This is a genomic window from Amycolatopsis decaplanina DSM 44594 (assembly GCF_000342005.1).
GTDB lineage: Bacteria > Actinomycetota > Actinomycetes > Mycobacteriales > Pseudonocardiaceae > Amycolatopsis > Amycolatopsis decaplanina.
Genome location: NZ_AOHO01000078.1, coordinates 84,564 through 110,871, shown reverse-complemented (window position 1 = coordinate 110,871; position 26,308 = coordinate 84,564). Strand labels below are relative to the sequence as shown.

13 protein-coding genes and 1 pseudogene are annotated in these 26,308 nt (G+C 66.9%); 8 read left to right on the top strand and 6 right to left on the bottom strand.

What is annotated here, in order from left to right; genetic code table 11:
* Positions 1 to 5: 5 nt before the first annotated feature.
* The 4 genes from asnB to H074_RS35720 are packed head-to-tail and all read left to right on the top strand — an operon-like array spanning position 6 to position 10,954.
* Positions 6 to 1,847, top strand: coding sequence for an asparagine synthase (glutamine-hydrolyzing) (gene asnB / locus H074_RS35735; RefSeq protein WP_007034972.1), 1,842 nt, complete (start codon positions 6 to 8; stop codon positions 1,845 to 1,847).
* A 25-nt stretch (positions 1,848 to 1,872) separates the two neighbouring features.
* Positions 1,873 to 3,075 (top strand): cytochrome P450 family protein, encoded by a 1,203-nt coding sequence (locus H074_RS35730; protein WP_007034971.1) that lies wholly within the window; start codon positions 1,873 to 1,875, stop codon positions 3,073 to 3,075.
* Entirely contained in the window at positions 3,072 to 4,643 is a 1,572-nt protein-coding gene (locus tag H074_RS35725; protein WP_007034970.1) for a (2,3-dihydroxybenzoyl)adenylate synthase, read from the top strand. Before H074_RS35730 ends, H074_RS35725 begins: the two co-directional genes overlap by 4 nt.
* Positions 4,637 to 10,954: a non-ribosomal peptide synthetase gene (locus H074_RS35720; protein WP_007034969.1), complete on the top strand. Its 6,318-nt coding sequence runs from the start codon at positions 4,637 to 4,639 to the stop codon at positions 10,952 to 10,954. Before H074_RS35725 ends, H074_RS35720 begins: the two co-directional genes overlap by 7 nt.
* Positions 10,955 to 11,619: 665 nt before the next feature.
* On the opposite strand, the gene H074_RS35715 is transcribed toward H074_RS35720, so the two are convergent.
* The 3 genes from H074_RS35715 to H074_RS42425 are packed head-to-tail and all read right to left on the bottom strand — an operon-like array spanning position 11,620 to position 12,550.
* Complete coding sequence (locus H074_RS35715) at positions 11,620 to 11,931, bottom strand: hypothetical protein (RefSeq protein WP_152521559.1); 312 nt, start codon at positions 11,929 to 11,931, stop codon at positions 11,620 to 11,622.
* Between the two features lie 50 nt (positions 11,932 to 11,981).
* The gene (locus tag H074_RS35710; protein WP_007034967.1) at positions 11,982 to 12,269 is read right to left on the bottom strand and encodes a hypothetical protein; all 288 of its coding nucleotides are present in this window, start codon (positions 12,267 to 12,269) and stop codon (positions 11,982 to 11,984) included.
* Complete coding sequence (locus H074_RS42425; RefSeq protein WP_420805413.1) at positions 12,266 to 12,550, bottom strand: phosphoribosyltransferase family protein; 285 nt, start codon at positions 12,548 to 12,550, stop codon at positions 12,266 to 12,268. The genes H074_RS35710 and H074_RS42425 overlap by 4 nt, the downstream gene beginning before the upstream one ends.
* A gap of 622 nt (positions 12,551 to 13,172) precedes the next feature.
* On the opposite strand from H074_RS42425, the pseudogene H074_RS41845 reads away from it, so the two are divergent.
* The 4 genes and pseudogenes from H074_RS41845 to H074_RS35695 all read left to right on the top strand — a co-directional run.
* Positions 13,173 to 14,639 (top strand): annotated as a pseudogene (locus H074_RS41845) (beta-ketoacyl [acyl carrier protein] synthase domain-containing protein); the annotation flags it as partial.
* A 132-nt stretch (positions 14,640 to 14,771) separates the two neighbouring features.
* On the top strand, positions 14,772 to 17,006 hold the full coding sequence (locus H074_RS42160; RefSeq protein WP_338022571.1) for a condensation domain-containing protein: 2,235 nt from the start codon (positions 14,772 to 14,774) through the stop codon (positions 17,004 to 17,006).
* Positions 17,007 to 17,013: 7 nt separating this feature from the next.
* Positions 17,014 to 18,813 (top strand): non-ribosomal peptide synthetase, encoded by a 1,800-nt coding sequence (locus tag H074_RS35700; RefSeq protein WP_007034964.1) that lies wholly within the window; start codon positions 17,014 to 17,016, stop codon positions 18,811 to 18,813.
* A 90-nt stretch (positions 18,814 to 18,903) separates the two neighbouring features.
* Positions 18,904 to 20,025 carry an acyl-CoA dehydrogenase family protein gene (locus H074_RS35695; RefSeq protein ID WP_007034963.1) on the top strand — a complete coding sequence of 374 codons (1,122 nt, stop codon included), beginning with the start codon at positions 18,904 to 18,906 and terminating at the stop codon, positions 20,023 to 20,025.
* Positions 20,026 to 20,308: 283 nt separating this feature from the next.
* Here the strand turns inward: H074_RS35695 and H074_RS35690 are convergent, their stop codons facing one another.
* From H074_RS35690 to H074_RS35680, 3 genes are read right to left on the bottom strand one after another with little or no spacing between them, the layout of a single operon-like run.
* On the bottom strand, positions 20,309 to 22,549 hold the full coding sequence (locus tag H074_RS35690) for a DEAD/DEAH box helicase (protein ID WP_007034962.1): 2,241 nt from the start codon (positions 22,547 to 22,549) through the stop codon (positions 20,309 to 20,311).
* Positions 22,524 to 23,864 (bottom strand): ATP-binding protein, encoded by a 1,341-nt coding sequence (locus tag H074_RS35685; protein WP_007034961.1) that lies wholly within the window; start codon positions 23,862 to 23,864, stop codon positions 22,524 to 22,526. Before H074_RS35685 ends, H074_RS35690 begins: the two co-directional genes overlap by 26 nt.
* On the bottom strand, positions 23,861 to 26,020 hold the full coding sequence (locus H074_RS35680) for a tellurite resistance TerB family protein (RefSeq protein WP_268744787.1): 2,160 nt from the start codon (positions 26,018 to 26,020) through the stop codon (positions 23,861 to 23,863). Before H074_RS35680 ends, H074_RS35685 begins: the two co-directional genes overlap by 4 nt.
* Positions 26,021 to 26,308: the final 288 nt, after the last annotated feature.

The window sequence follows — 26,308 nt, the reverse complement described above, 5'->3', positions numbered from 1 at the left end:
CGAGCATGTGTGGAATCACCGGCTGGGTCGCGTTCGACACCGACCTCACCGAGGAAGTGCCCGTCATCGAGGCGATGACGAAGACCCTGAGCGACCGTGGTCCCGACGCGGGCGGAACCTGGATCCGTACCCATGTCGCGCTGGGGCATCGACGGCTGGCGGTGATCGACCTGCCCGGCGGCGCACAGCCGATGGAGGCCCGGACACCGTCGGGAACCGTGGCGCTGACGTTCTCGGGCGAGATCTACAACTTCCAGGGCCTGCGTGCCGCACTCGAAGGAAGCGGCCACCGCTTCGCCACCCGCAGCGACACCGAAGTGGTGCTGCGCGGCTACCTGGAGTGGGGCGAGGCGGTCGCCGAACGGCTCAACGGCATGTACGCCTTCGGTCTGTGGGACGAGCGCCACGGCAAACTGGTCCTGGTCCGCGACCGGGTCGGCGTGAAGCCGCTGTACTACCACCGCACGAGTGACGGACTGTTGTTCGGCTCCGAACCCAAGGCGATCCTGGCCAACCCCCGGTTCGCGCGGGTCGTGGACACCGGCTGTCTCCGCGAGCTGACCGGCTTCACCAAGGCTCCCGGCTGGTCGCTGTGGAAGGACATGCACGAGGTCGAACCGGGCACCGTCGTGACGGTTTCCCGCGCCGGGATCCGGCACCACACCTACTGGCGCCTGGAAACCATGCCGCACACCGACGACCTCCCGGCCACCGTCGAGAAGGTCGGAGCGTTATTCGGTGAGGCGGTGCGGCGGCAGACGGTGTCCGATGTGCCGCAGTGCGTACTGCTGTCCGGAGGGCTGGATTCCAGCGCCGTCACCGCTGTCGCCGCCGCCGAACTGCGCGACCGTGGCGAGAAGACTCGCACGTTCTCGGTCGATTTCGCCGGGTACGAAGAGAACTTCCGCCCGGACGAACTGCGCGAGACCCCGGACTCCCCGTTCGTCCGTGAGGTCGCCGCGCACGTCGGCTCGATGCACCGGGACATCGTGCTCGACTCCCGCGCGCTGGCCGATCCCGCGCTGCGCCGTGCCGTCGTGGCCGCGCGGGACATGCCGATCGGGCTCGGAGACATCGATTCTTCGATGTACCTGCTGTTCCAGGCGATCCGCGCCGAGTGCACGGTGGCACTGTCGGGCGAGTTCGCGGACGAGCTGTTCGGGGGCTACGCCTGGTTCCACCATCCGGCGGCCCGTGAGGCCGACACGTTCCCGTGGCTGGCGTTCAGCAACGCCTACACCGGTGACCGCACCGAGATGCTGCGTCCCGAGCTTCGCCGGGAGCTGGACATCGGCGCGTACGTCGCCGACGAGTACCGCACCGCCGTCGCCGCTGTCGACCATCTCGACACCGAGGACGAGCTGGAGCGACGGATGCGCCGCAGCAGCCATCTGCACGTGACGCGGCTGGTCCGCGCCATGCTGGACCGCAAGGACCGGATGTCCATGGCCGTAGGCCTGGAGGTCCGGGTGCCCTTCGCCGATCACCGCCTCATCGAGTACGTCTACAACACGCCGTGGTCGATGAAGGCGGACGGCGGCCGGGAAAAGAGCCTGTTGCGCGGAGCGGTCGCCGACCTGCTGCCCAGGTCGGTCACCGAGCGCGTCAAGAGCCCCTATCCCTCCACACAGGACACCCGCTACGCGGAATCGTTGCAGCGACAGGTGAACGACGTGCTTGCCGAGGCCGGACATCCCCTGTTCGAGATCTTTGACGCCACCTGGGTGCGCGGCGCGGCTGCACAGGATCCCGACGTGGTCACCGGCAGGCTGCGCACTGGTCTGGAACGCGTACTGGACTTGTACCACTGGTTCGACCTGTACCGGCCCGAGCTCCGGCTCGGCTGAACCGGTGCACCACAAGGAGAACACCATGACCACAACCGGACCGCTCGTTCTCGGCGGGGACTTCGTCCAGGACGCGCACAGCGTCGGAGCGAAGCTGCGTGAGAGCGCACCGATCCGCCATGTCGTACTGCCCAGCGGCCTGCCCGTGTGGCTCGTCACCGGGTACGAAGAAGCCAGAGCCGTCGCGACCGATCCTCGATTCAGCAGCCAGCGCGTCTATGACCGGATGCACCGGATGGCCCTTGGCGAAGACGCCGAGAGTCCTTTTTCCGAGGACTTCGCGATGAACCTGCTCAACCTGGATCCACCGGATCACACCCGGCTGCGCAAGCTGGTCGCGAAGACGTTCACCGGCCGGGCCATCGCACCCCTGCGGCCGCGGATCGAGCAGGTCGCGGACGAGCTGCTCGACGCGATGACCGGCCGGGACTCGGTGGAGCTGCTGGAGTCCTACGCCTATCCGCTGCCGATCCGGGTCATCACCGAGCTGCTCGGCGTGCCGTTCGACGACCGCGACCAGTTCACCGCGTGGTCGAAGACCATGGTCGACGGCGGGGCGAGCGAAGCCGCGGGTGCGGCGACGATGCGGATGGCGGGCTACCTGCACGGGTTGATCGCGGCCAAACGCGAGAACCCCGAAGACGATCTGCTGTCCCAGCTCGTGCACGCCAGTGAAGACGGTGATCGCCTCTCGCCGTCGGAGCTGATCGCGGTTTCCGTCGTGCTGCTCATCGGCGGATTCGAGACCACGGTGAACCTGATCAGCGGCGGCGTCTTCAGCCTGTCTCGCGACCCCGGCCAGCTCGCCCTGCTGCGGGCCGACCGGAGCCTGATGCCGAACGCGATCGAGGAGTTTCTGCGGCACGAGACGCCAAACATCCTGTCCTCACCGCGGTACACCACCGAAGAGGTCGAGATCGCGGGCGTGGTGATCCCGGCCGGGGACTTCGTCATGGTGTCGTGGCTGGCGGCGAACCGCGACCCCTCCCGCTTCACCGACCCCGACAGGCTCGACATCACCCGGCCGATGGGCGGTCACCTCGCCTTCGGCCACGGCTTGCACTTCTGCCTGGGAGCGCCGCTGGCCCGGCTGGAGGGGGAGATCGCCTTCGGCCGCCTGCTGGACCGGTTCGCCGACATCGAGGTGCTGTCCGCTGTGGACGATCTGCGCTGGCGTGACAGCACGGCCATGCACGGTCTCGAATCGTTGGAGCTGAGGCTGCGATGACCACCGACTTCGTCCCCTGGCCGGACGAGTTCGCCCGGTACTACCGCGAGCGCGGGTACTGGCGGGACCGTACTCTCGGCGCGTTGCTCGACGACGGCGCACGGAGGTGGCCGTCGCGGACCGCGGTGGTCGACGGCGACCGCCGCTGGTCCTATGCCGAACTGAACAAAAAGGCGACGCGGCTGGCCTGCGGACTTCGTGCGCGGGGGATCGGGCACGGTGACCGCGTGCTTGTGCACCTGCCCAACGTGGCCGAGTTCCTCTCGCTGGCGTTCGCGTTGTTCCGGATCGGCGCGGTCCCGGTGCTCGCCTTGCCGGCACATCGCCGGACCGAAATCGTTCACCTCACCCGGCTCGCGACCCCAGTTGCGTACGTCGTGGCGTCCGACCTTCGGGACCTGGCGCACGCCGTCCCGGAGATCGCGCACGTGTTCGTCGTCGGCGAGCCCGGCGAGTTCACCGCACTCGAGGACGTGTCGGCCGAGGGCGAGCCCGGCGATGGGCCCGGTCCGTGCGATATCGCCGTGCTGTTGCTGTCCGGTGGTACGACCGGGCCGCCCAAGCTGATTCCGCGTACCCACAACGACTACGAGTACAACCTGCGGGCGAGCGCCAAGCTGTGCGGTTTCAACGCCGATACCCGCTACTTGGCGGCGTTGCCGATGGCGCACAACTTCCCGCTTGCGTGCCCCGGTGTGCTGGGGACGTTGTGGGCAGGCGGGACAGTCGTGTTGTGCACCGGCGCGGACCCGGGAACGGCGTTCCCGCTGATCGAGGCCGAGCGCGTCACCGTGACGGCGCTCGTACCACCGTTGGCACTGGTGTGGCTGGACGCCGCCGAAAAGTCCACAGTGGATCTGTCGAGCCTGGAACTGCTCCAGGCGGGCGGATCCCGGCTCAAGGCCGAAGCCGCTCGCCGGGTCACGTCGGTGCTGGGCTGTGTGCTCCAGCAGGTCTACGGCATGGCCGAGGGCCTGCTTAACTACACGCGCATCGGTGATCCGGACGCCATCGTCAACGACACCCAGGGCAGGCCGCTCTGCGCGGACGACGAGGTGCGGATCGTGACCGCGGACGACGAGCCGGTGCCCGCGGGCGAGGTCGGCGAACTGCACGTCCGGGGGCCGTACACCATTCGCGGCTATTACCGGGCCACCGAACACAACGCGGGTGCGTTCACCGCCGATGGTTTCTATCGCAGCGGAGACCTCGTCCGGAGGCTGCCGACTGGGGAACTCGTCGTCGAGGGCCGGGTCAAGGACGTGATCAACCGCGGCGGCGACAAGATCCCCGTCGAAGAGGTGGAGAACCTCCTGCTGAGCCACCCAGCCGTGTACGACGTCGCGATCGTCGGAATCCCCGACGACGTGATGGGTGAACGGAGCTGTGCCTACGTGATCGCACGCGGCACGCCACCCAGTCGCAAGGACCTCCTGGCCTATCTACGCGAACACGGTGTCGCGGCTTTCAAGCTGCCGGACCGGGTCCGCTTCGTGAAGTCATTCCCCCGCACCGGCCTAGGCAAGGTCGACCGCAAAGCTTTGTCCACTCTGGAGAACCGATGGTGACCATGCATCGTCCTGACGCCCACCCCGGCAACTTCTCGTCGCAAGAACTCTCGCAGCAAGTCGCCGAGCTCCTCGACCTGTCCGACGACGTCATCGACGAACACGAGAACCTGATCGAGCTGGGTCTGGACTCGATCACGATGATGCGGCTGGCCGGGAATTGGCGCAAAGCAGGAGCGAACGTCACGTTCGCCGATCTGGTCACCACGCCCACGCTCGCCGCGTGGCGAGCCATGCTGGCCGTCGAGTCCGGACAGATCGCCCGGGCAGAAAAGAAAATCGACGAGTCCGCGCCGTTCTCGCTGGCGCTGATGCAGCACGCCTACTGGGTCGGCCGAGCGCCGGGGCAACGGCTGGGCGGTGTCGACGCGCACTTCTATCACGAGTTCGACGGCACGGGCGTCGATCCGGAGCGGCTTGAGAACGCCGTCCGGGCACTGTTCGTCCGGCACGGGATGTTGCGTGTGGCGGTGTCGGACGACGGAACCCAGCGTGTGCTTCCCGAGAGCCCCTGGGCCGGCATGCGTGTCCACCACTGGGTCGATCAGTCTACTTTGGACGCACGTCGCACCGCGCTGTCGCACCGCAGGATGGACGTCTCCTCCGGCGAGGTCTTCGACGTCCAGCTTTCCCTGCTGCCGGAAGGCCGCACGCGGATGCACGTCAACCTGGACATGATCGCGGCGGACGCGCTGAGCTTGCGGGTGCTCCTCGCCGACCTGGCCCGCGGTTACGCGGGTGAAACCCTCGCGCCGCTGCGATACAGCTATCCCCGATATCTGGCGGAACGGGGGAGTCCCGGCAAGGAAGCAGCGCGGGAACATTGGATGGGCCGGCTGCCGACGCTGCCCGGAGCACCTCGACTCCCGGTCGCCAACGCCGTCGGCGAACCCACCGTGGTGCGGCGCCACCGTTGGCTCGGACCGGAATCGGTGAGCGCGATCGAGCGCTCGGCCCGTCGTCACGGGCTGACCACGGCGATGGCGCTGGCGGCGCTGTTCGCCGAGACCTTGACCGCGTGGAGTGCCGAACCGCGGTTCCTGCTCAACCTGCCCCTGTTCGACCGTGAGCCGCTACACGACGAAGTGGACTCGCTGGTCGGCGATTTCACCTCGTCGGTGCTGCTGGAGTGGGACGGGGCCGTTCCAGGCTCCTTCGCCGAGCGGGCAGGGTCGCTACAGCGGCGGTTCCACTCCGACGTGGCGCACACCGCCTACTCCGGTGTCGAGGTGCTGCGAGACCTCTCGCGCATGCACGGCGAACAGATGCTCGCCCCCGTCGTCTACACCAGCGCGCTCGGTCTGGGTGAGCTGTTCGCCCCGGAGGTCACCGGCACCTTCGGCCAGGCCTCGTGGATCATCTCCCAGGGCCCACAGGTCTGGCTCGACGCGCAGGTGACCGAACTCGACGGCGGCCTGCTGGTGAACTGGGACGTCCGGGAGGACGTCTTCGTCCCGGACGTGCCGGACGCGATGTTCGCCGCCTACTGCACGCTGCTCGATCGTCTCATCGAGGGCGAGGACGCCTGGTCGGAAACCCCGGATCTGATCCCGCCTGCCCAAGCGCTCGTGCGTGCCGAGGTGAACAACACGAAGGTGACCAGGCGGGCGCGTCGTCTGCACGACGCGTTCTTCGCCCACGCCACCGCGTGCCCCGACGCACCGGCGGTCTTCTCCGACGGAGAATCCAGGACCTACGGCGAACTCGCCGAACACGCCCTGCGGATCGCGGGCCACCTGACCGCCAAGGGGGCAGGCCCCGGGCATCTGGTCGCGGTTTCGCTGCCCAAGGGGCCGGATCAGGTGGCCGCGGTGCTCGGGGTGCTCGCGGCGGGGGCGGCGTACCTGCCATTAGGTGTCGACCAGCCCGCGGTGCGACGGGACCGGATCCTGCGGACCGCCGGGGTGACCCTCGTGCTGGACGACCTGGCTCCGGCGAGCGGGGCGACGGCGCTCGCGGAACCCGTGAGCGGTGACGACTCCGCGCTCGCCTACGTCATCTACACCTCGGGCTCTACCGGCGAACCCAAAGGTGTGGAGATCGGCCACGCTGCCGCGGTCAACACCGTCGACGACCTCAACCACCGGTTCGGCATCGGGCCGGAGGACCGCTCGCTGGCGCTGTCCGCGCTCGAATTCGACCTGTCGGTCTATGACCTGTTCGGTCCGCTTTCGGTGGGCGGCGCGGTGGTGTGCGTACGCGACTACGGCCGCCGTGACGCTTCCGTGTGGGTCGATGCGTTGCTGCGGCACCGGGCCACCGTGCTCAACTGCGTCCCCGCCTTGCTCGACATGGTGCTGACCGTGGCGCAGGAGCCGTTGCCGCTGCGGGTGGTGCTGCTCGGTGGTGACCGCGTCACCATAGACCTGCCCGCCAGGCTCGCCGAGTACGCGCCCGAGTGCCGCTTCGCCGGACTGGGCGGCACCACCGAGACCGCCATCCATTCCACGGTGTGCGAGGTCGGCGACGTGGATCCACAGTGGACTTGCGTGCCCTACGGCACGCCGCTGGACAACGTCCTGTGCCGCGTGGTCGATCCGCTCGGTCGTGACCGTCCTGATCGGGTCCCGGGAGAACTGTGGATCGGAGGGGCGGGGGTCGCGCGGGGCTATCGAGGGGATCCCGCGCGCACGCGGGAGAAGTTCGTGGAGTTCGCGGGTACGCGCTGGTACCGGACCGGTGATCGCGCCCGGTACCTGCCCGACGGAAGCCTGGAGTTCCTCGGCCGCGATGACCACCAGGTCAAGATCCGCGGTCACCGTGTCGAATTAGGTGAGGTCGAGGCCGCGCTCACCGCGCACCCCGGCGTCACCGCCGCCGCCGTGGTCGTGACGGCGAATCGGCGGCTGGCCGCCGTCGTCACCGGGACGGTGCCGATCGCGGAGCTCGAAGAATTCCTGATCGGGTGGCTGCCGGCGGCGATGCGGCCGGACGCCCTCTCGGCGCTTCCGTCGCTGCCTCTGACCGCGAACGGCAAGATCGACCGCGGGCTGCTGTCGCGCACGCTGGACGACCGGCCCAGCGAAGAGGCGGCTGTCTCCGCACTCCAAGGCGAAATCGAACGCCTGGTCGCGGCGGCCTGGGCGGAAGTGCTGCCGAGCAAGGAGATCGGACGTGAACACGACTTCTTCGCCCTCGGTGGAGATTCGCTGCTGGCGACCAGGCTGATCGGCAAACTGCGCGCGGCCGGGCTATCGGGTGTGTCGCTGAGCGATCTCTTCGCGCGTCCGGTGCTGGCCGATTTCGCCGCCGGGCTCTCCCTGACCTCAGCCGACGAAGCGCCGGTCAGGCTCGTCTCCGATCCCGCGAACCGATACGAGCCGTTCCCGCCGACGGAAGTCCAGCGCGCGTATTGGCTCGGGCGCGACGAGGGCTTCACCCTCGGCGGTGTCGGCTGTCACTTCTATCGTGAGTACGACGTGGAGGACCTCGACCTGGCGCGGCTGGAGACCGCGGTCAACCGGCTCGTCGAGCGGCACGAGATGCTGCGCGCCGTCTTCGACGAGCAAGGCGACCAGCGGGTGCTGCCCGAGGTGCCGTGGTTCCGGGTGGACCTGATCGACGGCGGATTCGACGAACTCCGTGCCACCACCTCGCACACCGTTTTCGACCCTGCCGTGTGGCCGCTGTTCACCGTGCGCGCGGCCCGGGCCGGTCGCCGGACCAGGTTGGCGATCGGCATGGACAACCTGGTGCTCGACGCCTTGAGCATCCTCGTCTTCTACGCCGAACTCGCCTCGCTGTACGAGAACCCGGACGTAGAACTCCCGGCGATCGGGATGTCGTTCCGCGACTACGTTCTCGGCGTCGAACCCACCGCGTTGGACCAGGCCAAGGCCTACTGGAGCGGGCTGGTGCCCGAACTGCCCCCCGCGCCGCGACTGCCGCTGGCGAAGGACCCGGCCGAAGTGGCGGTACCGCGGTTCGACCGGCGGTCCGCCAGGGTGGAACCCGCACGATGGCGCGTGATCACCGACCGGGCCAAGGAACACGGGGTCACGCCGTCCGCCGTGCTGATGACGGCGTTCGCCGAGGTGCTGGGCAGATGGAGCGCGAGAGCGGACCTGACACTCAACGTCACGCTCTTCGACCGCAAGGAGGTCCACCCCGACATCGAACGCGTGCTGGGCGACTTCACCTCCCTGCTCTTGGTGGCCTGCCGCCCGGCGCTCGACGGTGGCTGGCTCGACCGGGTGCGCCAGGTCCAGGAGGAGTTGTGGGGCGCACTCGACCACCGCGACGTCTCGGCCGTGTGGGTGCTGCGGGAACTGGCCCGGACCACTGGTGACCCGAACACCACCATGCCGGTCGTGTTCACCAGCGCCCTGGGCGTGTCGGCGGACCCGCCGCAGGGCAGCACCCTGTTCGCTGACAACGTCTGGGGTGTCTCCCAGACGCCGCAGGTGTGGCTCGATCACCAGGTCACCGAGGCCGCGGGCGGTGTGCAGCTGAACTGGGACGCGGTCGAGGAGCTGTTCCCGCCGGGCCTGCTGGACGACATGTTCGAGGCCTACCTGACGCTGGTGGACCGGCTCGCCACGGTCGCCTGGCGGGAACCGGTCACCGATCTGCTGCCCGACCGGCAGCGCGAGGTGCGCGCCGCGGTGAACGCGACCGACGGCCCGGTTCCCCCAGGCGCTTTGCACAGCGCCTTCTTCCGGCTGGCCGCCGAGGAACCGGACCGGGTGGCCGTCGTCGGCGCGCTGACCTACGGCGAACTCGCCGACCGGGCGCTGCGGCTGGCCGCCGTGCTCGGGGAGCGGGGCGCGGTACCTGGTGACACCGTCGCCATCTCACTGCCCAAGGGGCCCGATCAGCTGGTCGGGGTGCTCGGCGTGCTCGCCGCCGGATGCGCCTACGTGCCGATCGGGGTCGATCAGCCGTCTGCCCGCCGTGAGCGGATGCTCGGTCTCGCCAAGGCCGAGCTGGTCGTCACCGCCGACCTGCTCGCGCAGCACGCCGACCCGTTGCCGGCCTGCTGTCCTGCCGCCGAACTGGCGTACGTGATCTTCACGTCCGGTTCGACCGGCGAGCCCAAGGGCGTGGAGACCACCCATCGGGCCGCGCTGAACACCGTCGCCGACATCAACGAGCGGTTCGCCGTCGGGCCGGAAGACCGGCTGCTTGCCGTGTCCGCACTGGACTTCGACCTGTCGGTGTACGACATCTTCGGCCCGCTGTCGGTCGGAGCCGCCGTCGTCACCATCACCGAGGACGGCCGCCGCGACGCGCACCGGTGGCACGACCTGGTCACCACACACGGAGTCACGATCTGGAACACCGTTCCCGCGCTGCTCGACATGCTCCTGGTCGCCGGTGAGGAGCGACTGCCGTTGCGGATCGTCCTGCTCTCCGGCGATTGGGTCGGTCTCGATCTACCGGGCCGGCTGGCCGAGCGTGCTCCGGAGTGCAGGTTCCTGGCCCTCGGCGGGGCGACGGAAGCGGCGATCTGGTCGAACTACACCGAGGTCTCGCGGGTGGATCCCGCATGGATCTCCATCCCGTACGGCACTCCGCTGCGCAACCAGCGATTCCGCGTCGTGGACGATCTCGGCCGGGATTGCCCGGACTGGGTCACCGGCGAGCTCTGGATCGGTGGTGAGGGCGTGGCACAGGGCTACCGTGGCGCACCCGAGCAGACCGCGGCCCGCTTCGTCGAACACTCGCCGCACGATCGCTGGTACCGAACGGGAGACCTCGGCCGCTACTGGCCGGACGGCACACTGGAGTTCCTTGGGCGAGCCGACCAGCAGGTGAAGATCCGGGGGCACCGCATCGAACTCGGCGAGATCGAAGCAGCCCTCGAATCCGCTCCTGGTGTCGCCCGCGCGGCCGCCGTCGTGACCGCCGACCGGCGGCTCGTCGCCGCCGTGGTGGCCAGGACTTCGATCGAACCGATCCGGTCCCATATCGCGACGCTGCTGCCCGTCCACATGCTTCCGGACGCGGTCGTGGTGCTGGAGAGCCTGCCGCTCACCGCCAACGGCAAGGTCGACCGGGCCTCGATCGCCACGCTCGTCCAGCCGACCGAACAGACCGGTTCACCGGCACCCGTCGGTGCGGTGGAGACGACGATCGCGGATATCTGGGCGGATCTGCTCGGCCGCGACCACGTCGGACGCGATCAGAACTTCTTCACTCTCGGTGGGGACAGTCTTCGGGCGACCAGGCTCATCGCGGCGCTGCGTACCCGGCTCGGCTTCACGTTGTCGCTCTCGACCCTTTACGCGGCGCCGACCGTCGAAGGCTTGGCCCGTGCCGTCTCTGCTCGGGCGGCGCTCAGCGAAGCGATGGAGGAAGGGACACTTTGACCGCGGTGAATCCAGGTTCGTCACGACGGACCTGGATTTCGGAACAGGCTCCAGCTTGAGTTTCAACCTGTTCGGCTGGGTCGTGGGTCGTTTGGCCGAAATCACCGAAAATCGAGCAGTCCCAGCTCCCACACGTTCGAGGGTGCGCGAGGGCAGACCGGCTGACTTTTGAGACAAAGAGCCGACCCTCGTTTCGGCTTGCGCCCCTACGCCCCGTTGGCCGGACCCGGCAATGAAACCGGAGAGAAGATTCCTTCCTTGGGGCAGGCTAGGAGTGAGCTGCGAATGTCAATGCTCACTACACCGGAGAATTTTCGAACTGCGGCTCGAATGAGGACCGCTGAGGGGGTTCGTCGATTTTCGCTGACCGCGGCGGAGTCTTCCGAAGTGGCAAGTCTCGCCGATCGCACACTGGGCGCGATGAGCGAAGGATACCTGGTCGGTCATTTGGACGAAGTTCGGGTGGCTTCGGAGAATCTGCCACCGCGTCTCAGACGCTTTCTCGTCGAATCACGGGTGACCGAGTCCGATATCTTCTCGGTCTCCGGCGTGCCCATCGGATCCGATCTTCCATCCACCCCCGCGGGCTGGACAGCCGCCCAGCGGACCGGTGCCGGTCTGCGGGAGCAGATGGTATTGCTGCTGTGCGGCTCGCTCGTCGGCGATCAGTTCACGCTGGTGAGGCTTTGTTCCCGGTTCCAGGGGCAGCCTTCCAGCGGATCCAGCAAACGGTCCATCAGCCGCGCGACGTCCGCGAACGCCTCCGCTGGAAGACCGGGGTGAGGCTCGATCAGACCGGCGACCTGATCCACGTGGGAACGAAGTGTCTCGAGCGTCCCGTTGTTGTCGACGCGCAGCCGCACAGCGGCGAACGTGGCCGGCTCCTTTTCGAACGGGTCCTCGTCGGCACTCGGGAAACGCTCGGATCCGATGCGCGTGCGCCGGATATGAGGGTCGGCGTCGGCCTCGACGAACACCGCTCCCAGATCGACCAGGCGGTGGAGATCCGCCGAACAGCGCGGCCCGATCACGATGAGCGGGCGTGGATGACGCAGGGCGCGGTCGATGAGCCAAGCCGGGTCGGCTGCGAGCAACTGCGCTGCCTGGCCAGGCCGCGCAGCGCTTTGGCGTCGTAATCGTCCAGGGCGTTCGCCGTCATCCCGTGACGGCGCTCGTAGTCGCGTAGAAGCGGCTCGGAGATCGATGCGATCGCATACCCTGGAAAGCGTTCCGCGAGCATGCCCGCGACCGTGTCCCTGCCCGCGCCTGCCAAGCCGATCACCGCGATGACATCGGCCCTGGTGCCGCGGTTCATCGAGCCGTCTCCGCGAGATACTTGCTTCCGGGACTGACAAGCCGCGTCCCTTGGCAGCAAAGCGGGCAATCATCAGGCGAAAACGCCGGAATGTCTTTGCGCGTCAGCGCGACAAGCGGAACCTCGTCTTCCCAAGCGAACGGGGACCCCCGGCGCACCACCAAGGCGGCGACAGCGGCAGGCGCGGCTCCGGCGGAGGCGAGAAGATCGAAGACCTCGACGACCGTCCCAGCCGTGGTGATCACGTTCTCGACGACCAGGACACGTTGCCCCGGTACCAGTTTGCCCCCGTCGAGGCTGCTGCCTGCCTTCGACGCGTTCGGAGTACAGGAATGGCACCGCTGCCTGGCGAGCGAGTTCGAAGCCGAATACCACCGCGCCCGCCGCCGGTGCCACGATGACGTCGAAGCCGGTGACGCCGGCCGTACCGAGTTGTCGCAGGAGAGCCGAACATGCCGCGGTACAAGCGTCAGGATGCTGGTACTTTAGGGCAACCATGTTGCCTGATGGCACAACCGGCCGGCCTGGCCTGTAGCGACGTCGGGGCGACCGGAGAGCACACGCTGACCTGCGGTTCGTCCTCGCTGGACTGATCGAGGTCTCGCCATCCGATACGCCGAACCGGCGAGGATCCACAGGGCAAGGTCGCACACCTTCGGTTGGTGAAGGTGCTGTTCCAAGGGGTGAAAACATCGCTTGACCCGACAGGTCACGACCTTTAGCTTCAACTCGGAATTTACCTTGAAAAATCTTTCGGATACCGAGACGGAAGAGGCGGGGTATCAGCTCTTGAAATTGTGACACTTTCAAGTAGTGGTCGCTATGGCGGAAAGGTCGAAAATGTTCGTCCGCCGTTGCCTTCCTGGTCATCCCTTGTGCTGATTAAATGGTGGGGAATCGACGATGGTCGATACAGTAGAGTCCGCGGCGGTCGCCCTCGTCGGGGTGGCCTTCGAATTCCCAGGCTGCGATGACTGGGAGAGCCTGACAGAACTGCTCCGTGCGGGCCGGGACGTGATGCGTCAGATACCGGACGCGCGCGCCGAGAGTACCGGTGTGGCGCGCTCCACGGGTGAACGCGACGCCGGCTGGATCGATGACATCACCGGGTTCGGCTACCGATACTTCGGCCTGTCCCGGGCCGAGGCCGAGTTGATCGACCCACGGCAGAGACGGATGCTCCAGCACGCCGTGCGGGCGATCGGCGACGCCGGGTACGCCCCCGCGGAATGAGCGGGCGCCAACGTCGCTGTGTTGTCGGCCGATTACGGCGGGCCGCGGGCGAGTCTGTTCGACCTGCTGTCCCGGGGCGATCAGCGGACCGCCCTCGCGGAGACCGGCAGCTTGCACGCCTACCTGGCGGGCCGGATCGCCTTTCACCTGGACCTCAGAGGGACGGCCGAGGTCATCGACACCGCCTGTTCGTCGTTTTTGGTCGCTCTGCACGAGGCCCGGTGGAAACTCGCTCGTGGTGAGTGTGACGCGGCGCTGGTCGGTGGCTATGAACTCGCCTTGGGTGATTCGGCGCAACGCAGCACCGACGTCGACGGACTCGGCCTGCTTTCCTCCGTTGGCCGGTGCCTGCCGTTCGATGCGGAAGCCGATGGCTTCACCCCCGGCGAAGGTGGCGGCTTTGTCCTGGTCAAACGCCTCGCCGACGCGCTTCGGGACGGCGACTGTGTGCGCGCTGTGATCCGGGGCAGTGCGACCAACCAAGACGCCTCGCGAACCACCGGGCTGACGGCGCCCAGCCCCAGTGCCCAGACCGAGGTGATCTCCGCGGCATGGCGGGAAGCCGGGGTAAGTGCGGCATCGATCGGCTACATCGAGGCGCATGGAACCGGGACGAAAATCGGTGACCCGCTCGAGATCCAGGGGCTGGCCGGCGCCATGGCAACCGCGCACGACCCCGCCTCGGTTCCCTGGGTCTCCTCGGTGAAGGCGAATTTCGGGCATCTCGGCGGGCTGGCGGGGTTCGCCGGGTTGATGCGCGTCCTCGCGCAGTTTCGAGATGGAGAGATCTTTCCCACCGCCGGGTTCCGGCAGCCCAACCCGCTGCTCGCGCTTGACGGTGTCCCACTGCGTATCGCCGATCGGGTGGTGGCATGGCCGGCAGGGGAGCACAGCCGGTTCGCCGCTATCAGCAGCTTCGGCCTGAGCGGGACGAACGCGCACATGGTGTTCGAAGAGGGGCCGGTGACGGCGCGGCCGGCACGTGAAGTGGCCGGCGAATACACGGTGCTGTTGTCCGCGCAGGACACGACCGGGCTGGCCCGGCAAGTGGAACGTCTTCGAGGTCTGGTGGCACGCGACGCGGCCGGATTCGATTTGGCGGCCGCAGCCGAGGTCTTGGCCGCCGACCGTGAGCACTTCCCGTACCGGCTCGGCTGGGTCGTGCGAAACGCCGAGGAACTCGCCGGCAGGCTGAGCACGGCTGAACCAGCGACGCACCCGACACGGGTCACGACGCCGGTCGTCGTGGCTCTCGGCGACCTCACGGACATGCCTCTGGTCCGGTTGCGGCAGCTGGCCGCGTCGTACCGCGGCTTCGCACGGGTGTTGGCGGAGGCTGCCGAACACCTGCCGGAGGGGCGCTGGTCGCCGGCACAGCGCGCTCTGCTGGGCATGCTCGGTTCCCTGGCGGTACTCGCCGACGCGGGGATCGAGCCCGCACTGCTCCTCACCCATGGCTTGGGAGGCGCTGCGGCACGAGTACCGCACAGTGAGACTGTGGGCATGGCTCTCGATGCCGTCGCCGAGTCCGCCGCGCTCGTCGAGCCACCGGACGCGGCCGCCTTGAGCTCGGTGTTGCCCAGCGACTGCACGGTCGTCGACCTGACGCCGGGCACCGCGCTCTCCGACCTGCTGCCCGCCGCCATCCCCTTCGCCGAGGCGCTGTGCCGGCTTCACCTGCAGGGACGGACCTTGAACTGGCAGGCCGTGATCGGCCGTCCACGACAGCGGATCGAGTTGCCGGTCGCTCCGCTCTCCGAAGAGCACTGCTGGCCGCTGATCGCGCATCCACAGAAGGAGTCTGTCGAACCCGAGGCACCGCAGCCGCTGCTCGGATCCATCGACGACATCGTGCTGGAGATGGCCTGCGACGTCCTCGGCGAGCCCGGCCTCGCCTTGACCGACGAATTCCTCGGCATCGGCGGCAATTCGTTGAACGGCACCCAACTGATCGCGCTGATCAACGAGCGGTTCGATGTCGACCTCGACGTCCTGGACCTTTTCGAGCTTCCGGATCTTCAAGCGTTCGCCAACGCGGTGGCCGCGGCGGCTCCCGAATTCTCGCCCGCGAAAACGGACACGCGGTCGGCGAGTGAATGCCCATTGTCCGAACAGCAAATGGCCGTCCTAGCGGCGATGGGAAGCTCTCAGGAGCCCAGGGCCTGGAACCGGCCCGCCGCGCTGCTGCTCGACGGTGACACCGACCCCGACGCACTCGCCGAACTGTTGACCTGTCTTGTGCGCAAGCATTCCATGCTCCGGGCGAGCTTGCGGGACACTCCGGACGGGCCTCGGCAGGTCATCGCCCCGCCCGAGACGGCGAAGGCCGAGCTGGAATCGGCGGAACTGGTGATCGCCGGTGAAACAGAGCTGGACCGGCGGCGGGAGCTGCTCGACCAGGTCAACCGCATGGCCGCCGTACCCGTCTCTCCCTACGCCGATCCTCCGGTCAGATATCAGCTGATCGACGCCTATTTCCCCGATCGCACCCGGCAGATTCTGCTGGTCGTCTTTCATCGGCTTTTCGTGGATGAATGGGGATGGCACAAGGTATTCGAGGAACTCATCGAGGGCCCCGCCGCGACCCCCGCCCCGCAGCGCCAGTACTTCGATTACGTCCACGCCCAACGTCAACTGTTGTCGGACGGCGCCGAAAGTCTCACAGCCTTCTGGACCGGTTACCTGGCAGGCTCGCGATATACGCCGCTGCCCGCGGACGCGTCATACGAGAGCGGCCAGCCTCCGGTCGTTTCGGCGAGCACGGACCTGCAGTTGACCATCCCCGCCGGTACGGCCGACGCGCTCCGTGAATTCGCGCGTCGGGAACGCGGCACACTGCACATGGTGATGTTGGCGGCCTGGGTGGCGTTCCTCTGGGACATCTCGAAAGAACCCGAGGTCACCGTGGCCGTGATGGCAGCAGGCCGGGCACCGGAGGACGAATCCCTGGTAGGCAATTTCGCGAACACACTCGTCTTGCGAGCCGGGGTCCGCTCGGATGAATCGTTCAGTGAGTTACTCGCCGTTGTCAGGGAAATGACCCTGCTGACGTTTTCGCACCAGCACCTGCCTGCCGATCGGATCGGCAGGATCGTCAAACGTGGTGTAAAGCCACTGGCCAGTACGATGTTCACGTTCTCTGGTACTCCCGTCGGGCCGGCGAGCCGATTGGGCGACGACGGGCCGGGGGTCGAACTGCTCGAACTTACGCCGGTTTCGTCTTCGTCACCCTTGAGTTTGACGGTGCTGGTGCACAGTCAGGAGGTTCACTTGAACCTTCAATTCTCCGAGGAATTGTTCACCCGTGAGACTGTTCAAGCTTGGCTGAAGAACTACAGTGCGCTGTTGCGGAGAGTGGCCCTGCTGGGACATGGCATCGCGGTGAGCGATCTTGTCAATTCAGGTATCGCCGAGAGGGTGCTCATCGCCCCGCGTGCGGATTCCGACCAGGCAACGCGTGATTCCCAAGGCGCCGGTGCGCACCTTTCCCCTCGACACCGTTAGGAAACCCATGCGCGTCGTGACCCCAGTTCAGGAAGTCCTGTCGGCTTCGGCGATCTTCCACCAGGTGGCCGCGGTCAACGGTGGCCGCACAGCGATCCGGTGTGGGGCGATCGCGACGACTTACGCGGAAGTCGCCCACCGTGCCGGAGGCATAGCGACTTGGCTACGGGAACAGGGCGTCGGCCGAGGCGATATCGTGGCGACCCTGCACGACCGGTCGGTTCGCCCTGTCGTATCGATGCTCGCGGCCTGGGCGGTCGGCGCCGCCTATGTCCATCTCGACCCGTCCGACCCAGACCAGCGTCTCATGGCCATGCTTGAGACCGTCCGGCCCACTGCCCTCCTCGCCGACCCGTCGCATCAGCGGCGCGTGCCGGATAGTTCATTTCCGAGCCTCGCCGTCGATGACGGCATACCGCTGATGCCGTACGAAGTGGAGCCCGATGTCTCTCCGGAGGATCTGGCTTACCTCGTGTTCACCTCGGGATCGACCGGCTCGCCGAAAGCCGTGGCGGTCGAACATCGGGCGGTGCTCAACCACCACGCCGCGATCCGGCGGTTCAGAGGCGAGATCGAGCCCGGCAGCTTCGGCCTCACCGCCGCGTTCACCGCGGACTTCGGCCTCGATTGTGTATTCGGCGCGCTGTTCACCGGCGGGCGGCTGGATGTGTATTCTCCGCGTACCCTGCTGGACCCTGTCGCGTTCGCGGCCGAACTCGCGAGTCATGCGGTCGATGCCCTGGTGTACACGCCCACCCTGCTCGAGGCTCTGAGCCGGGGAGAACGACTCGATCGCTTTCTGCCAAGCCGGATGGTGATCGTCGCCGGCGAGTCCTTCCCGCCTCGGCTCGCGCGAGCGATCTTGCGGACACGACCCGATTTGCCGACATTCAACTCGTACGGGCCGTCGGAGGCGACGATCGAAGTCATGCAGCACAGAGTTCGTGAGCAGGACGTCCGGCGTCCCCGTATCCCGATCGGGCGACCTTTGGAAGGGGTCACCGCTTGCCTGCTCGACGAGGATGGCGCGGAAGTCCCCGACGGGGTCAGCGGCATACTGCATTTGGGTGGGCAATGCCTGGCCAGGGGGTACTACAACGATCCTGACGCGACCAATGGGAAATTCATCGTCACCGACACCGGGGAACTTCTGTACCGGACCGACGACATCGTCGTCCGCAATGCCGATGGCGATTACGAATTTCTCAGCCGTGCGGATCGGCAACTCAAGATCCGCGGACATCGCGTGGAACCCGGAGAGGTGGAAGCCGCTCTCCTCGGACAGCCGGAAGTCGTCCAGGCTCTGGTGGTCCCGCAATCGGTGACCCCGGACGCGCCGCCGCACCTCGTGGCGTACGTGGTCACGGAGTCTTCGGTACAGCCTGAGGACCTCGCCGTACGACTCCGCGCCACCCTGCCGTCACCGCTCGTCCCGAGCCATATCCACACGGTGCCCTTCATCCCGCTTGGATCCACGGGAAAGGCCGATCTGACGGCCCTGCGCGCCATGGTCGTCCAGGTCGCCTCACCGGAGGCGGAGGTTCTCCGGACCAGCGTTCAACTCGCGGTGACCAAGGTCTGGTGCGCCGTGCTCGGCCGCGCCGAAATCGGCCTGGACGAACGGTTTCTGGAAGCGGGAGGTGACTCCTTGAAGGCCCTTCAGGTCTTCGCCGATCTCCGGCGCGAGTTCCCCGACATCACGATCGCCCACCTGTTCACCTACCCCACGATCGCCACGCTGGCACAGGCGCTGGACGGCTCCGAAACTCCCCGTCCCGCGCCGCGTCCCACCGTCGTCGGGCTGTGACCGCGTTTCGAACGAGGTGTGCCACCGCGCGGGGATCGAGATCAGGAGGAACAGATCATGCCCACGGCGTCAGCCCATCGCCCGGAATGGATGACTGACGATCTGAACTCACTGCGCGACCTAGCTCGCACGTTCTGCGCGAAGGAGCTGGTGCCACATCAGAAGCGCTGGGCGGCGCAGAAGCAGGTCGACAGGGAGTTGTGGATCAAGGCCGGGAAGGCCGGTTTGCTCTGCCTGTCCATCCCGGAGGAATACGGCGGAGGTGGGGGAACGTTCGCACACGAAGCCGTCTTGCTGGAAGAGCAGACCCGGGCCGGGGACTCGAGTTGGGGCAGCAGCGTACACAGCGCGATGGTGGCGCACTACTTGCTGGACTACTGCACGACCCGGCAAAAGCACTACTGGCTGCCCAAACTCGCCAGCGGTGAACTGGTCGGCGCGATCGCGATCACCGAACCCGGCACCGGCTCGGACCTGCAGGGCATCAAGACCAAAGCAGTCCGGGATGGCGCCGAATACGTACTGAACGGGTCGAAGACGTTCATCACGAACGGTGGCCAGGCCGATCTGGTCATCGTGGCCGCCAAAACGGAGGGCGGGCCTGGTGGTTATGACATCTCGTTGCTGGTGGTGGAGGCAGACAGGCCAGGTTTTCGACGTGGTCGGACCCTGGACAAGACCGGCATGACGGGACAAGACACCACGGAACTGTTCTTTGACGACGTCCGGGTTCCGGTGGAGAACTTGCTCGGTGGAGCGGAGGGGCTCGGCTCACTCCAGTTGATGGAGCAACTGGTGCGGGAGCGCCTGATCATCGCGGTGACATCGGTGGCGACCATGGAGACGGCGGTGGCCGACACGGTGGCTTATACCAAGGATCGCACCGCGTTCGGCAGCACTTTGTTCGAGTTCCAGAACACCAGGTTCAGCCTGGCCGAGTGCGCGTCGGAGGCGGCTGTGTGCCGGGTTTTCGTGGATCACTGCATCCGGTCGTATCTGGCGGACGAGTTGGACATGGCCACCGCGGCGATCGCGAAGTGGTGGTGCAGCGACCGCGCGTATCGGGTGGTGTACGAGTGTGTGCAACTCCATGGCGGGTACGGATACATGACCGAGTATCCGATCGCACGGGCCTGGGCGGACGTCCGTGCCCAGCGGATCTTCGGTGGCACCAACGAGATCATGAAGGAGATGATCTCGCGCTTGCTCTGATCCGGATCGAGTCGACGAAACCGGATCACTTGGTGGCCGGCGACGGGTGCGAGCGGCGGTTAGGATCCGCGAAGCCGATCTCGTCACAGCGGACGACGGCGCTCAAGATCGCCGAGCGGAGCAGGAGCGTCTGCACCGCCAACTGGCCGAGGCGCTCGTCGACAGGATCGGGTCTGCGACAGGCGCCAGGTGGTGCCCCTGAGGCGATCCTTTCGCCAAGGCGTTCCGCCGGAACTACAACAAGCTGAAGGACGGGCAGACAACCAGCACTGGCCGCAATCGCTCACCTAGACGCCGAAGACTCGAAGGTCGCGTCCGCCGATGTCGCGGCTTGTGTCAAGCGCCGGGCGGCCGCAACGGCGCCCGCGTAGTCCAGCGACGCGGACACGAATTGATCGCAGAGGAGCTCTTCGCTCAACCAGCCATCGAATTTTTCGGTCGCCTTGCCCTTGACCTTGCGAGCCAGCTGTTCCGGGTCCGGCGTCCGCCCCGCGGCTACCTTGCCCAGCGCGGACAAGGCCGCCGCGCGCGGTACGCCGACGAGCCGCAGCGCGGCACTGTCGACAGCCGCTTCCATCCTGGTCGTGTTGAGGATCGCCGCGAGCGTGTGCAGCTCGCGGTCGCCTGCCCAGGGGAGTAGGAGTGTGTCCGGGCCATCAGTGATGATGGAGGCTCGATCAAGCCCGAGAGTGGCGTAGGCCCGGCGAGCCTGCTCGAATAGCTCTCTGGATTGGCGGTCCAGGTATGTGGGAATGCGGTCGCCTTCCAGGAGATTTCGCATCCTGTCGCGTACAGCCCGGTGCACCAGACCACCTGCGTCGCCGAGGTGCGGCGGTTTGCCTCCCGCAGCCGGAACCAGCTGGACGACCTTGTCGTCCTCGTGGACGGCGCTGATCCGCCAGCGTTGGCCGGCGAAGACGAGCAGCAGACCTTCGTAGAGGGGGAAGTCGATCGGCATGGTGCCGAGCTGACGGCCACTGTGGACGAGTCGGTACTCCTCGGGAGTCTGGAATGCGGCGTAGAACGTGTAGTGATTGACAGCTGCTTCTCCGAGCCCGCCGAGCAACAGGGTGCCATCGCCGGCCTGGGTGAGCACGTCCTTGGCGCCCAAGGTGCGGAGCAGATCAGCGAACTGCGCTGTGGTGACCGCCGAGAATGGGCTGCCTCGGCCGCAGAGCACCGTGTATGCCTCGGCCGGGCGGGCGCCGCCGTGCTGGGCGATCAAGGACAGCAGCTGCTGGATCAAGGTCGACAAATGAAGCCGGGACGCCTCCGGTGGCTCGCACCAGCGGTCGAGCAGCAGATCGATCGAGGCGATCGTCTGCACCAACGGCAACTGAAGACGGTCGGGGAGAGGTGTGTCGGCGTCTATGGCCACAGTGGCGCAGTACGCCCGCAGGATCGCGGGTTCGTCACGACGGCCGGAGCGGCCGAGTCGTTGCCGTAGGGATGCGACCGACGGAGGCGGACCGATCTGGGCGACCTGGGCGATGGCGCCGATGTCGATCCCCATCTCCAGCGTCGTCGTGCAGACGGCGGTAGTTGGTTTCGTCGGGTCTTTGAGCATCGCTTCGACATCTTCGCGAAGCTCCTTGGAGAGGTTTCCGTGATGGGCGTGGAACTCGTTGGACACACGGGCACGGACACTGCGGTCGGCGAGTTCAGCCGCGTAGAGTTCGACTCGCGAGCGTGCGTTGGCGAACACCAGATTGGTCTTGCCACGCAGGTTGGTGAACAGGTGGTTCGCGATGTCGCGGACAGCGGTGCCCCCGCCGTCGGGTTCCTCAGTGTCCGGTCGCTCGTCCAGGTAGCTGCGCAGTTGAAGGTGAAGTTCCTGGCCGCTCATCGCCGATTCGAGGATCTTGACCTGGTCTCCGTGGTCGGGGCGAAGCTGGCCGGCGGCCAGCGACATGTCTCCCAAGGTCGCCGAGAGCCCGATCCGCGGGATTCGTCGCTTGACGGCGAGTTCGAGACGATGCAGTTGGGAAAGCAGCTGTGCTCCGCGCTCGGTACCGAGGAACGAGTGCAGCTCGTCGACGACGACGTACTGCAACGACGCGAAAAGCCGTGGGATCTGTGTACCGCGAAGGACGAACATCGCTTCGAGCGATTCCGGAGTGATGAGCAGGATCCCGGATGGAGCATCCAGCAAGGCTTTCTTGCGTGCTCCGGCGACGTCTCCATGCCAGCGATGGGTCGGGATCTCCAGCACCTCGCATAGCTCTTCCGTGCGCCGGAACTGGTCGTTGATCAGCGCCTTGAGCGGGCCGACGTACAGCGCCTGAATGCCCGGGTCGTCGCACTCGGCGAGTTTCGAGCAGATGGGGAGAAACGCGGCCTCAGTCTTGCCGGCCGCGGTCGCGGCTCCGATCAGGACGTCGGTTTCACCGGCCAGGATCGCGGGAATGGCGGCGTCCTGGATATCGCGAAGCTCGTCCCACCCCTGCTGCCAAACCCAGCGTTGCACGCTCCGATGCAGCAGGCCGAAGTTGACCGCCTCAGATGCGGAGGCTGGTGAGTTCATCGGTGCTGTCCACGTTCTGCCCGCCGAGTTCGTCGGGGAGCGGCTCCAGGTCGGGGTTGGACTCGGTGTCGATCGAGACGTTGCCGAGGAGTTGCCGCCAGTCGGCGCCGGGATTCTGGTCGAGCACGGCCAGGAGGTTCACGAACTCCTTGATGGTGTTCCGGGGAGTCCGGAAATAGGCGTCGCCGATCCTTCCGGCGCAGTGTTGCATGAACGCTCCCAGCGCTTCGTCCGGGACGAGGTACGCGGCGGGATCCCCGGCGGCGTAGACGTGGCGCAGGCGTTCCAGCAGGACGTGCATGTCTTCCGGGGTCAGGTTCGCCAGCCGAAGGACCGGGCCGGAGTAGTCGACCAAGCCGCCGATGGCGAAGTTGTTCTCGGCGAGGCGGCTGCGGAGCGCTTCGTAGCTGTAGAGCCCTCGCCGGGTGTCCATCAACATCTCCGGTGTGCCACCGAAACAGAAGCCGAGCCCTTCGACGTTGCCTTGGAGGCAGTCGTTGACGATGCGCAGGACCTGCTCGTAGTTCGACTTGCGGGCGCCTGTATGCGCGAGCTTGTAGAGGTTGACCATCTCGTCGAGACAGACGAGCAATCCGGAGAAACCGGCCAACCGGACGAACCTGGCGACGAGCTTCAGCTGGTCGTAGAAGTTGGTGTCGTCGACGATGCCGCGTACTCCGAGCGCGGCGCGCGCGTCCGTGCGTGTGGTGAATTCGCCACGCAACCAGCGGACCGCGTCAGCCTTCAGCTGTTCGTTGCCGGTGTCGTGGCCTTTCCAATAGGCACCGATCACTTGCGCGAAGTCGTAGCCGCCGACGCTTTCGGACAGCCTTTCGAGGCGGTCGGCAATGCAGGTGGAAGGCGATACGCCGACACTGGCGGCCTCCTGGATCGCCGAAGTCACGAACCGCTCCACGATGCTGGGCAGGGCGTTGCCGTCCGGAGTCGAGCGGGTGGAGATGTTGCGCATCAGCTCGGCGTACAGCGAGCGGGCCTGCCCGCCGCTCGCGTGCAGGCGCCGATCGGGTGTGAGATCGGCGGAAGTCGTGACGAGCTTGCGCTCGGCGGCGATGGAGCGGACCAGGTTGAGGAAGAACGTCTTGCCGGCGCCGTACTCGCCGATCACGAACCGGACCGCGGAGCCACCGTCGGCGATCCTGGTGATTTCCTGGCTCATCGCCGAAACCTCGGCCGCGCGACCCACCTGGACGTGCTGGAACCCGGCGCGGGGCACGACCCCGGACCGCAGCGACGAGATGATCGCGTCCCGATCACGGGGGCGCAGGCGAACGGGTTTTTGTGCGGGCGTCGTCATCCGAGCATGTCCTTCACGATGTCCTGGTTGATGTCGAGGGGATCCGAGCCTTCACACAAGGGCTCACCGGTGCGGTCATACGCTGCTTCGTTGAGGGCTTCCAGGGCACCGTCGGGCATGAGGCCGACCTCGGCAGCGAGCTCGTCGAGTTCGGCGCGGCTCCACGTGTCGCGCGCGACGAGGAGGTGGAACAACCGCGTGTGCGCGTCATCGAGGCCGTCGACGGCGGCCTCGTCGACAGGGGGAGGGGACGGAGGCGCGACAGGCTCGTCGTCGGCGAAGATCTCGGCCAGCTCGGCTGCCACCAGCACCGACTCGGCCCTGGTACGTGCCAATCGTTCCGGATCCAGTGTCAGTGTCGTCGAGTCCTGACGGCTCGCCGGAGACGGCGGAATCCGTAAGCCCGCCTTTTGCTTGCCAGGGATTTCAGCGCGGGTCAAGTCGTCTGTCGCAGCCGCATGAAGCGACCCGTACACGTCGCCTGGATCGAGACCGAGGGTGGTGAACAGCCGCTCGAGCGTGCGGATCTCGTCCGGGGTGACCTGGCCGTCGGCGGCCGCGATGGTGGTCAGCAACCGCCCCACCGTGGCCCTCCGGGAGGTCGACAGAGATTCCAGCCGTCGGCGCAAGACAGCCGGCGTAGGTGGCTTCGTCAGGACCAGTGCCGCGTGTGCGTCGAGACGGAGTTGTTCGTCTTCGCTGAGATCGAGTTCGTCGATCGCCAGCTCGCGCAGAGTGCGACGCTCGGGCTCGCTGACTGTGCCGTCCGCCGTGGCGACGAGCATGCCGAGGTTGATGATCGCGAGTGCGGCCGCGTACTCGACGCCAGGTGCGCTGACCGGTCGCTCCGCGCGGCGGAAGAGAACGATGGACGAGGTCGGAGTCGGCGTGGTTCCGCCGAACCGGACGTCGGGTTCGATGCCGAGACCACGGTGTTCGAGCAGCTGGGCTACAGCGACGGAATCGGCTTTGGCCAGCTTTCCGGTCTTCGTCGGCCATCGGGAGATCAGCTCTTGGGCCGAGATGACGCCTCGGCCATCGCTGCCGATGCACTGCGCCGCCCATGACCACAACGCATCGGTCTCAGGACTGGGCTTATGTGTGACTCCGTCAGGAAGCAGGGCGATCGCCGCCGGTGAGCCCGCGCCATCCGGATAGCGGCCGAGATAGCGGCTGTACGCCTCCAGATCGCTGGTCACGGCCTCGACGATGTCGCGGAGTTTGGTGATCGGGCCGCTCAGTCGGCCGACGTCCGGGAGCGCCGTGTTCTCCAGGTCGACATGTCCTTGGAAACCGATGCTGGCGGCGTAATAGCTCACCGAGAGGCGCGGCTTGTTCGGTTTCACGACCAAGCCGTCACCGAACTTCGCGCGATACCGCTTAGTGAAAAGCTCAAGGAACTCGTTCGGGCATCGAACGGCGGGTGTACGCAGGTAAGTGTCGGGATGGTGCGCGTACCACGAAAGTGCCCAATCCGCTGGAACCGCGCGCCCTTCGACCGCCAGCTGTGCCAACCCGATCTTCAGATCGATCGGCAGTTCATGGCTCCACTCGGTGACCGGCGGCGCCGCGCGGTCGTAGCGCACAGCCGGATCGAGAAGTGTGGCTGCTTCGAGCAGACCTTCGGCATATCCTTTGAAGGATCGGTTTCCGCTGTAGATTTGCAGCAACCGTCGGACCTCGGCGACCAGGATCGCGCGTTCGGCGCCGCTGTTGTCGAGTTCGGGGATCTCCGTGAGCAGCCGGCGTTCCAACCCATAGAAATACAGGAACACATAGCCGATGTAGGCATTCGGATTCGCACGGCCACCGGCCAGCCACGACAGATAGGCGCCGCGAGCCTTCGGCGAGATGTCGCTGTAACAGGGCCAGTAGTCCATCGACTGGCCCTGCCAGTCCGGATCACGTGTGTCGACCGGCGAAGTCGGATCGATCAAGGCGGGTTCGACGCCGATACCGGCCGCGTCCGGCATTCCGACGCCTACGTAAAGCATGCCGCCCTGCACGGTCAGGCCCGCGATCGTGATGTCCTGACCACGCGGAACCCAACCGTGACCGCTGGACGGCTGTTGTTGCCGTGGCGGCGGGGCCGAGATCGACCGGTTCCCGCGAGGCGGTGTGGCAGCCGGTCGCGGCGCGGGGTGAGGGCGGGACACAGGCTGCGAGCGGATAGGTGGCGGCTGCACGACGTGGCTGTGAGGCGGGCGATGATCCAGCACTGGTGCGGGAGACGTCGGCCGAGGAGGCGCCGGCGGGGTGCGGGCTGTCCTGGCGGCCGATGGCTGAAGAGCCTTCCAGGTCAGCACGACGATGATCGCCAGCACGCCCAGGAACGCGATCACCAGCACTGCGATCAGCCCTGCCAAGAAACCTCCCAGGTCGCATCGCCGTCCGGCGACGTTTCGTCATGCTTCGCTGAGTGATCGAGAGCGACCGCGCTGGGG